We start from the raw sequence: 11,707 nt of genomic DNA on the forward strand, positions 1-11,707 counted from the left end.
GTTCATTGGTTCATTGGTTCATTGGTTCATTGGTTCATTGGTTCATTGGTTCATTGGTTCATTGGTTCATTGGTTCATTGGTTCATTGGAACGCGGGCATAACGGGCATAACGGGCAAAAGCTTTAAGCTACAATAAATTCATTGGCCTGGTCCTGTAATCCAACAGAAAAGACCAATGAACTAATGAACAAGTGAACCAATGAACAACCTATTCGCTTCTTAAACTTTTTACGGGGTTGGCCAGCGCCGCCAGCACCGACCGGTAGCTTACTGTTATCGCAGCTATTATAAATGTAAATAGTATGGATTCGACAAAAATTTCGGGGCCGATGGCGATTTTGTATTGAAAATCTTTTAAATAATTGTGCATGGCCCAATAAGCCAGCGGCGAGGCTATTACAAAGGCTATGAGCAATAAGATGGTGAATTCCTTGCCAAAAACCCATAAAACCGATGTTATGCTTGCTCCTAATACTTTGCGTACGCCAATCTCTTTGGTTTTGCGCACAGCCATAAATGAAACTAAACCGTACAACCCAAGGCAGCCAATAACAATGGCGATGCCTGCAAAAGCTTCTATCAGCGTTAACAGGATATTATCCAGTTCATAAAATTTCCTGATGCTATCATCCAAAAACTGGTACGAGTAAAATTCTTCGGGGAAGGCTTGGTTCCATACCTTCTCAAATGAGGCCAAAGTTGCCTTGGCATTACGCATATTCATTTTGATGGCCACAGTTGAGTAGCCATGATAATTTGGCATAATACAAACAGGCGAAATTTCGCTGTGGAAGGAATAGTTGTAAAAATCCTTCACCACACCTACTATCGGCGCGGTAGTACCTTTACCATTAATGGATAGCATTTTACCTATCAAATCCTGCGGCTTCATATTTAGCTTTTTGGCCACCATCTCATTCACCACAAACTCACGCGTGGTATCCGAAGGGAAAAAGTTACGGCCGGCAACCAGTTTTAATCCAAAGGTTGAAATATAATTTTCATCTGCCGATTTAACGTTGATGCTCCAATGTTCATCTTCGGTCCGGTGGTTAAAGTTAACGCCGGTACTATTGTTTGATTGCGAAGCGGGCGCCCTGTAGCAATAAGTCACCTTTTCGACACCTTTGATCTGGTTTAGCTGGTTTTTCATGGTGCTTAAAATGGCTTTATCGTCATTTTTTGGGATCGGCAGTAATACAATGGCATCTTTGCTAAAGCCCAGGTCGGCAGTTTGCGAATAATGCAGCTGTGATACTATAATKATGGTACCAATAATTAAAACCTGCGAAATGGCAAACTGGGTTACCACCAACACCCTGCGCAGTGAAAACCCGCCAATATCCTTTTGCGAAAGTTTACTTTTAAGTGCCTGGATGGGCTGAAACCGTGCCAACACCAAACCCGGATACGAGCCTGATAAAAACACTACTGCAACAGCAATTAACACAATAAAAATAGCTAATTGGCCTTTATCGAATTCCATCTCTGACTGGAACAGGTGGTTAATGGCAGGCAAAGCGATGTACGATAAGCCAATGGCAACCAATACCGCAAATACGGTTATCAAAGCTGTTTCGGCAATAAACTGCCAAAACAACTGGCCGGGCATACTGCCTAAAACTTTACGCACGCCAACCTCTTTTGCCCGGTTAAGTGCCTGGGCGGTTGCGAGGTTAACAAAATTTACACTCGCGGTAATAATCAGGAACAGGCCGATAAAGAATAATGCCCATAAATATTTTTTATCGGCATAGCCGTTCAACTCCGGGTTAAAGTGCATATCATTAAGGGGCTGTAGTTTAAAAAACCAAACTTTTAAATCGCGGCCTGTGTAGTGCTTTTTCACAATTTGTGCGGTTGTTGCATCTACCTGTGCCTGTGTAACTCCCTTTTTAAGCCTGGTAAAAACCTCGCTGCCGCTGTAAACCCCGCCCCAGTTGTCTTCGCGACGCTTGTTGCCGGTGTACTCGTCCATATTGCCGTACGATACATAAATCTGTTGCCGGCGGTCGGTATTGTTGGGTAAATCTTTTAAGATACCGGTAATTGTAAAGTTTACCTTATTATCCAGGCGGAACACTTTGCCAATGGCATCAGCTGTGCCGAAATATTTACGCGCAATTTTCTCGGTTACCAGGGCCTCGCCCGGAGCTACAAGCAGCTTTTTTTTATCGCCTTTTATTAATGGGAAGTTTAAGATATCAAAGTATTCAGGCTCGGCAAAAGCCACACCGTCATCTTCCTGAAACTTTTTAACATCAGAGCCATGAGTTATGGTGATTAAGGTGCCGGTGAAATTGATTACCCTTGCGGTTTTCTCGCCTATGGTAAAATCATTCCTGAAGGTTTTGCCCAAGGGTTGTGGTACGCCATTTGATTTTCCGATGCCATCATCGTGCCATTCGGTATACAAGCGGTACACCCTATCCGAATCCTTATGAAAAGTGTCGAAGCTTAAATGGTAGGTAACTAATGTAAATATCAGTATACCGCAGGCAATACCCAGTGCCAAACCAATAACACTTATAGCAGCGTAGGCCTTGTTACGCTTTAAATTTCTCCAGGCAATTTTAATATAGTTTTTTATCATGATGGTTCATTAGTTCAATTGTTCATTAGTTCATTGGTGCCTTGTCATTGAGTCATTTGGTCATTATGTCATTTTTAAAGCATCAATGACCTAATGACGCGAAGCAAATGACTTAATGACTATTCTGACCTCAGGCTTTTCACCGGGTTTGTTAACGCTGCTTTTATGGCCTGGAAACTGATGGTCATTAATGTTATCACTATGGCCACTAATGCCGATAGCAGGAATACGCCAGGCCCTATGGTAATGCGGTAGTCGTATTTTTGCAGCCAATCGCGCAAAAAGTAAAACGCAACGGGTGATGCAATCAGGCAACTGATAATTACCAGCAAAATAAAATCACCTGACAGTAGCAGCCATACATTGGCAACAGATGCTCCCAATACCTTGCGGATACCAATCTCTTTGGTACGTTGCTCGGCTACATACGCCGCCAGGCCAAATAGGCCCAAACAGGAAATAAATATAGCCAGCCCCGCAAAAACACCGGCAAGCTTGCCTACAAGTAGCTCCAGGTTAAATTTATGGTTATACTCATCATCAACAAACTGGTATATGTATGGGTAAGCGGGGTTATAAGTATCAAATATTTTGTTAAGCTTTGGCAAAGCATCATGAATGCTCACATTTTTTGCCAGGCGGTACATGATGTTATTACCTCCCCTGCCGTGGTTAAAAATAGCCGGCTGGATAGGCGTAAAAGGCGATTCCATGAGCGCATCCTTCACCACCCCTATAATGCGTACGGGTTTAGCGCTTCCATTCCAGGTTACCAGTTGGTTTATTGGGTCTTTTAAACCTATTCGTTTTACGGCTGCCTCGTTCAAAATCACGTCCGAGGTGTCATTGGCCCAGTTACTTGTAAAATCCCTGCCGGCTTTTAAGGTCATTCCAAGTGTTTTAAAATAACTTTCAGACACTGATATAGATCCGATGTTGACAGGGTCTTCACCGGCACTTTTGCCCGGCCATTTATCAAGCGAATTGTGACTATATATATTGGTTACCGGGCTTGATGCCGAGGCTACATTTTCTACTAATCCGCTTGCTAAAAGATCATTCCTGAGTGCACCAAAATGGGCTTCCAGGTCGCCGCTCATATCTGTCATCATTAACCTTTCGGCGCTATAGCCGGTCGGCCTGCTTTTGGCATATTGAATTTGCTGGTAAACAATTACCGTACTTATAATTAACGCTATAGAGCAGCTAAACTGCAATACTACCAATACCTTGCGTGGTAACGATGCAGCTTTGCCCACCTTTATAGTTCCTTTTAAAACCTGTACCGGGTTAAATGACGACAGGTAAAAAGCCGGCCTGCTGCCTGCCAGTAAGCCTGTTACGGCCACGTATAATAACATGATGCCCCAGAACAACGGATTAGTATACGGAATAGCTATAAAACCTCCTGTTAGCTCATTAAACGATGGGATAACCAATTGAACAATTAATATAGAGAACAGGAACGCAATAAAAGTGATCAGCAACGATTCGGCTAAGAACTGAACGATCAGGTCTTTCCGTTGCGAGCCGATGGCTTTCCTCACCCCTACCTCGCGGGCGCGTTTCTCTGAGCGGGCAGTACTCAGGTTCATGAAATTGATACAGGCTATCAGCAATACCAATATACCTATGATGCTAAACATGCGCACATAATCAATAAAACCGCCAACAGCTTTTCCTTTCTTAAAATCGGTATACAGGTGCCAGTCTTTCATTGGGTGCAGGATAACCTCCGGATGGGCTAAACGCATAGGTACACTGTTTTGATAGACAAGATTTTTCACTTTGGGTGCCACCTGCGCCAGGGTTACCCCTGGCTGTAGCTCCACAAACATATTAAAGGAGTTGTTTGTCCAGGTTACGCGGGCATTTTTCATCCAGCTTTCAGTTTGTTCTTTAAAGCTAAAGGGCGTTAAAAAGTTAAACTGCTTGGTTGCGTTTTTAGGAATATTTTTAATAACCCCGGTTACTTTCAGGTTATGACTGTTATCATAACGGATCACTTTGTTTATCGGGTCGGCATTGCCAAATAAAGCAGTAGCGGTCGCCTCATCTATGACGATAGAATTAGGATCGGTAAAGGCATCCTTCGCACTGCCTTTTACAAAAGGATACTGAAAAATTTTCAAAAAATCGGGATGCGCGGCACCACCGCCAAGGTATAGCTTTTTGTTGCCCACCAACAGGTCGTGCCATTGCCAGCCCACCCAATCCGTTTCGGCTACGTGTTTGATGCCGGGAATTTGTTTGCGTAACACCTCGGCCAAAGGAATAGCAACAGCAGCTTGGGTATGCTCGTCCTGCTGCGTTGTAAAGTGCACTTCAACCTGGTATAATTGCTTGTAATTGGGTAAAAACTTGTCATACGAAAACTCGTTAACCACCCACAAACCAATAATAAGCGCTACCGCCATACCGGCAGCCAAACCCAATATATTAATGGCGCTGTATACCTTGTTATTTAAGATATTACGCCAGGCGATTTTTATGTAATTCCGTATCATAAGCCCCTCCTAACCTCCCCTAAAGGGGAGAAATTTTTAGCCTCACCTAAATCCTCTCCAAAGGAGAGGACTTTTGATTAGCGTGGTTTAACCCTTTTATTTTTAATATTCTTTTTTCAATCTTTCTTTTTAAAGCCCTCTCCTTTGGAGAGGGTTGGGCGAGGCTTTACTCATTCCTCAAACTTTTAACCGGGTTATTTAACGCTGCTTTTATAGCCTGGAAACTTACGGTTGCCAGGGCAATAAGCGCGGTTATAATACCTGCGGCAGCAAATACCCACCAGTGGATGCTTACCCGGTATTGGTAATTTTGCAGCCAGTTACTGATGGCCCACCAGGCTACCGGGAATGCTATGAGGCAGGAAATACCTACCAGTTGTAAAAAATCTTTTGATAATAAACCGGTTAAACCAGCTACGCTGGCGCCCAAAACTTTGCGGATGCCTATTTCCTTTATCCTCCGCTCGGCTGTGTATGCGGCCAGTCCGAACAAACCCAGGCACGATATAAATATGGCCAGCGACGCAAAAACGCCGGCCAATGTACCGGTTAGTGTTTCGGTTTTAAATATCAGGTCAAATTCGTCGTCAACAAATTTATAATCGAAGGGATAGCCGGGATTATTTGATTTAATTATACTGCCAACTTTACTCAATACATCCGGCAAATTTGCTCCATGTTTAAACCTTATGGTTAAAAAGCGGGCTCCGTCGGTATGATTATATAACAACATGGGGGCACTGGAGGCATACATATCATTGTAAAGGAAATTTTTAACTATGCCGGTTACAGTTAAGCGCTTTGAGCCGCCTTCTGTTATAATAGCACTAACATGGCCTTGTTTACCCATTTGTTTGGCAAAGGCTTCGTTGATGATCACGTTATTACTATCATTTGTTTGATTTGAATGGAAATTTCTGCCGGATGCCAGCTTCATACCCATGGTTGATAAAAAATGGTCGTTAACATTCTCCAGGCTTATTAATGGATTTTTTGATGCATCCTTGCCTTCCCACGAGTAATTATCGGTATTGCTCCAAATCTCTAAAGCGGGATAGTCACTCAATGCGGCATCCTCAACCAAACCTGTTTCTTTTAATTGGTTGTAAACTGCAGAGAAATGATCAACCAGTTTACCTTGCGTGCCGATGCTAATCAAGTCATTTTTATTAAATCCCAGTTTGCGGTTTTTTACGTGCTGTATCTGTTGATAGATTACCACGGTACCGATAATCAATATAATTGAAATTGAAAATTGGATAACCACCAGGCTTTGCCTGATAAGGCCCGAGCTTGTACTTGACTTTATTTTGATACTTTTTAAAACCGTTATAGGGTTAAAAGAGGACAAGTAAAAAGCCGGATAGCTACCAGCAAGCAGGCCAGTGATTGTGCCTATCGCTACTAAGTAAATAACATGACCGGCAGCAAACAGGTTAATAGCCAGCTCTTTTTGAACCAGGTTATTGAAAGCCGGCAGCGCTAAAGCAACCAATAATACAGCCACAACAACGGCTATAAATGACATAATTAAGGCTTCGCCAATAAACTGACTAATGAGTTTACCTTTGCCAGCCCCCATCACCTTACGCACACCAACCTCTTTGGCCCGCCTTTCTGACCGGGCTGTTGCCAGGTTCATGAAATTGATACAGGCTATAAATAATATGATGAAGCCAATAATGGCAAATAAACGCACATAAACAATGCGGCTGCCATCCATTTTACCATCGGTGAAATTATTGTACAAATTCCAGTCGTTCATGGCAAAAAGAAATGATTGCGTATTGTTGCCCGTTTTTTTGGTTCCAATGTAGTTGGCCAGCTTTTTATTAACGGCATTAACATCGGCGTTAGGTTCCAACTCTAAATAAGTATGTGCCCAGTTAGCACCCCAATCCTTCATCCAGGGCTTCTTAGGGTCAACATCGTTTAACGGCGCCAGCCAATGAAACTGCATTGTCGAATTTTTAGGCAGATCATTGATTACGCCGGTAACAGTAAAATTCTGCTCGTTATTCATCTTAAGCGTTTTGCCTACCGGGTTGGCATCGCCAAAAAACTTTTTGGCCATGGTTGTATTAATTACCACCGAATGCACATCACGAAAAGCATTCTTGGCATCGCCATAAACAAAAGGTAGTTTCAGGATCGAAAATATCCCGGCATCGGCGTAATCTCCTTGTTCGTTAATGGATTTATCGCCAAGAGAAAACAAAACATCGCCGGTACCGCCCGATCGGGCAGCCGTTTTTATGCCTGGAATATCCGCGACTAATGATTTGGCCATGGGGCCCGGCGTGGCATGAAAAGTAGAAACCTTACCTTCATAGGTTTGGTTTTCATAGATAACGTAAATGTTATCCCTTTTTTGAAAGTTATGGTTAAACGTAAGCTCGTCCTGAACCCACAGAAATATAATAGATGCGCAGGCAATGCCTATTGCAAGCCCCGCGATATTCAAAAAACTGTAAGCCTTGTTTTTTAACAAGCTACGGAACGTTGTTTTCAGGAAGTTCATTATCATGATAATTAAATTCTAAATCCTAAACCCTAAAAATTAAGGGACTTACGCAAATCTTAAATTCTAACTTGCGTGCCCAATTTCACTCACAACTCACAACTCACAACTCACAACTCACAACTCACAACTCACAACTACTCACTACGCAAGCTTTTCACCGGATTAGCCAAGGCCGCACGCACGGCCTTGTACCCTACCGTTACCCAGGCAATAACTACCGATGAAGCCATGGCCAACAGGAATATCCAGGCGCTTAACGATATGCGATAGGCAAAGTTTTGTAGCCAGCCCGTCATCACGTACCAGGCCAATGGCATGGCAATTACAAAGGATATAATGATAAGCACCACAAACTCTTTAGAAAACAGGTAAACAATACTGCTTACCGATGCCCCTAATACTTTACGGATACCAACCTCTTTGGTACGTTGCACCGCCATAAACGATACCAGGCCGTATAAACCCAGGCAGGAAATAAAGATGGCTATGCCTGCAAATATTTTGTAAACCATGGCCATCTGGTTTTCTGCCTGGTAAAATTTAGCAATATTATCATCCAGGAAATATCCGTTGTAGGCATATTCGGGGTAAGTGTTCTCCCACATTTTCTGCAATTCGGCAACGGTTTTACTTAAGTTTTTGGTCTGGATTTTAATGGCAACATTGCCTTCAAATTTTTTTGCCGGGGCGATAACTATTGGCTTCACGGTTTCGCGCAGCGAGTTGGTTTTAAAATCCTTAACTACACCGGTTATAGGCATCCACCTGCCATTGCCACCCATTCGCACGGTTTTACCAATAGCGCTCTCGGCATTTTGGATTCCCAACTTATGGATAAATGTTTCATTGACCACCACCTGCCTGGCAGTATCACTTACATCATATCCTTTGCCTGCGGAGAATTGGAGCCCGAAGGTTTTAAAATAATCGGCATCGCCAAACTTTAAATAGGTGTTAAAACCAGGATCTTTTGTGTTATTATTAAAATTAAAATTGGTGCCCCAGTTATTTTCTGACGACGGCGCATCCGAACTAAAACTAACCGATTTTACAGCAGAATTTTGCATAAGCTGTTGACGATAGGCTACCATTTTACCCAAACTGATGCTATCGGTGTAGCCTGGAATAACCAGCACCGCTTCTTTATTAAAGCCAAGATCGGCTTTGTTTACAAAATCCATTTGGTTCATGGCCACTATAGTGCCAATCATTAATAATTGAGATATCGCAAACTGAGTAATAACCAGCGCCCTGCGTAACGGAATGCCGCCAATTGAAGCAGCCGTGATCTTATTTTTCAAAGCCAAAACAGGTTTGAAACCCGATACCACCATAGCGGGGTAAATGCCCGACAACACAATGACAACTATCATTACAACAAGTAAAAACAGCAGGTTTTCGGCAGTGAATAAACCAATGCTTTCGGGTACATTGGCAATGCTTTTAAGTTGTGGCATAGCCAACTTTGCTATACCTAAAGCCAGCACTACCGAAAAGAACACCACCAGCGTAGTTTCGCCAATAACCTGTGCTATCAATTGCTTACGTGTGCTGCCTAATACTTTGCGGATGCCCACTTCTTTTGAACGGCCAACGGATTGCGCCGTAGATAGGTTTATAAAATTAATGGACGCCATTACGATGATCAGTAACGCAATGAGCGATATAGTACGCAACGTTGCATAACTCATGGTATGATCGGCCAGCGGGTTACCAAAACGGGTATCAAAATGAAACAGCGATAGTGGTTGAGCCAGGAGGTGGGTTTCAGATATACCTTTTTTAAAGTGCTTGCGCGAAAAAGCTTCCAGCTGCTTGCCAACATTATCGGCACTTATATTGGGGGGCATAAGCATAAAAACCTGGTGGTTGCTGCTTGTCGATCCCCATTCGCCGCTGTAGTTATAATCTTTACCGTGAGCTTTCCAACTCACAAACGATACCATTATTTTAAACGGAAAATCGGTATTAACAGGCGCGTCTTCAATAACCCCGGCAACTTTAAGCGTTATAACGTTGTCCATTTTAAGGGTTTTGCCAACCGCATTTTTCCAGTCGCCAAAGTATTTGTTGGCCATGCTTTTGTCAATCACTGCCATATCCGGATCTTTTAAAACAGATGCGGTGCCAGTCAGCCATTTTGAACTAAAAATATCAAAGAATTGAGGTTCAATGAATAAGACACCCAGGTTTTCGGTGAACTTTTTATCGCCTGTACCTGTGCCTGCAGCTTCGGGAACGGTTATCTGGCTGCCGTAGCTACTGTTTAAGGCTGCTACCTTTGCCTGCGGAAAATCTAACCGAAGGGCCTCAGTAGCAGGCACAGCGATGCCCGGATTATAAGTAAGGTCCGATTCGTGTTTTTCCTGGGTTACAACATGGTATATGTTTTTGTAGTTGGGCTGAAATTTATCAAAGCTCAGCTCAAAATTAATGATAACAAAAATGAGCAAACAAGCGGCAATGCCAACCGTAAGCCCAGCTATATTTATACTTGAATAGGCCTTGTGCCTTACTATATTACGCCACGCTATTTTGATATAATTTTTAATCATGTGATATGCAGATTTGCACACATGGTTTAAAACACATACCAAAACATTAAATAACTGATAATAAACAAGTTAAATTATATCAGAATTACGAACATGTTCGTAAGCGTAACAGTGGGTGTACGGTAATGATACAGTGATTTTGATACTTTAATTTTTAGTAAAACATCAGGACCCGGTTAGCTTTCGGCTTTGGCCAACGCCTCGGTTATATCCGACAGGTAAACCTGGTCTGGTTCTTCCTTGTAAGGGTCGGCATGGTGATAGCCAGTTTCAAGGTACAACTCACGGGCATATTTGAGCGATTTGGCGGCGTTGATTTTGTTGTGCATTGCTAAATAGGTAAGCCCAATATAATAATGAGCATCTGCAAGCTTTGGGTATTTGTTAACTTCCAGTTTCAGATCGGCCAGTGCGGCAGCATATCTTTTCATTTTTAACAGCGTAACTCCCCTATGTAAATAATCGTAAAGTCCTAAAACTTTTTTCCTTTCATGATCGCCAATACATTCGTTAAAATAATGCAGGGCCAGTTTATTATTGCCCAATTCGCGCTGGGCCATTGCCATCACCATGCGCAGGTCATAGTCGCCATCGCCTGTATAACCGGGCAGGCCCTTGGTTAGTTTATATAAACGGTACAAATCGGCATAGCAATTCTTGTAATCCTTCAGGAATTTAAAGTAACACCAGCCCCTAACGCTTAAGTATTCGGCCGGATCAGCTTGCACTGCCTTATCCATTAATATTTTCCAGGTGTAAAAATCGCCCCGTTTTAAATAAGGCACCGACATTTCACATAAGGTTGGCCCAAAATTGGCGCAGGCCTGTAACGAATAGATAAATAGTTGCTGTGAATTTTTAGATCCCTGTGCGTATTGAATAGCATCTGTATAATACTGGCATGCCACCTGATGCGGCTTATCCGTATAAATATTGCAATTGGTTTGTGCTTTAAGCATTCCCCCACTTAACCATATTAAAACCAACAGGTACTTTTTCATATGGCTATATCTTTAACATGACCATTAACTACCTTGAAGTGCAAATAATAATAGGTGTCGCAAACTGTGCCGTTTGGAAGTTTACCGGGAATCCAGCCTTTTAAGCTTTTTACAGCCGCTGATATCATGCTAACAAAAATTGCCGGAAAGGCAATCTTGCGATAACTGGCGTCTAACTGATAAATTCGGAACCAGCCGGTTTGCCCCTTACAATTCACAATAAACCGAACGGTAACGGCCCCTGTAACCTGTTTAAATTGTGGCTGATAAACCATTTTGGCAAACAGTTCTTTCTTTAATGTTTTTGCCTCGCCTTTATAAGATGTATTTAACCCGTAGTATTGGTAAATATTATCCTTATCGCAAAGCTTAAAATCGTATTGGTCTGTTTGGGGGTTAAATATAATATCGCCAACCTGGTTTGGTAAATTAGCGGCATCCGGCAGTTTATCCTGCGCAAAAAGATTGCAGGTAAAGAAGCCGATAATTAAGGCACTTATGATATATCTCATTTGTTTAGGCAGAC

General features: G+C 42.6%; 6 protein-coding genes. All 6 read right to left on the reverse strand.

All coding sequences use genetic code 11. From position 1 onward, the window contains the following. Positions 1-209: 209 nt before the first annotated feature. A complete protein-coding gene (locus AC1DV1_RS27770) occupies positions 210-2,594 on the reverse strand; it encodes an ABC transporter permease (protein ID WP_477366747.1) in 2,385 nt (794 codons plus the stop codon). A 119-nt stretch (positions 2,595-2,713) separates the two neighbouring features. Next, positions 2,714-5,101: an ABC transporter permease gene (locus AC1DV1_RS27775; protein ID WP_477366750.1), complete on the reverse strand. Its 2,388-nt coding sequence runs from the start codon at positions 5,099-5,101 to the stop codon at positions 2,714-2,716. Between the two features lie 166 nt (positions 5,102-5,267). Further along, positions 5,268-7,622 carry an ABC transporter permease gene (locus AC1DV1_RS27780; RefSeq protein WP_477366753.1) on the reverse strand — a complete coding sequence of 785 codons (2,355 nt, stop codon included), beginning with the start codon at positions 7,620-7,622 and terminating at the stop codon, positions 5,268-5,270. 137 nt (positions 7,623-7,759) lie between these two features. Then, the gene (locus AC1DV1_RS27785) at positions 7,760-10,180 is read right to left on the reverse strand and encodes an ABC transporter permease (RefSeq protein ID WP_477366756.1); all 2,421 of its coding nucleotides are present in this window, start codon (positions 10,178-10,180) and stop codon (positions 7,760-7,762) included. 176 nt (positions 10,181-10,356) lie between these two features. Beyond that, positions 10,357-11,181, reverse strand: coding sequence for a hypothetical protein (locus AC1DV1_RS27790; protein WP_477366759.1), 825 nt, complete (start codon positions 11,179-11,181; stop codon positions 10,357-10,359). Then, positions 11,178-11,693, reverse strand: a complete 516-nt coding sequence (locus AC1DV1_RS27795; protein ID WP_477366762.1) for a hypothetical protein — start codon at positions 11,691-11,693, stop codon at positions 11,178-11,180. The genes AC1DV1_RS27790 and AC1DV1_RS27795 overlap by 4 nt, the downstream gene beginning before the upstream one ends. Positions 11,694-11,707: the final 14 nt, after the last annotated feature.

The organism is Mucilaginibacter sp. P4_D1 (assembly GCF_056401935.1).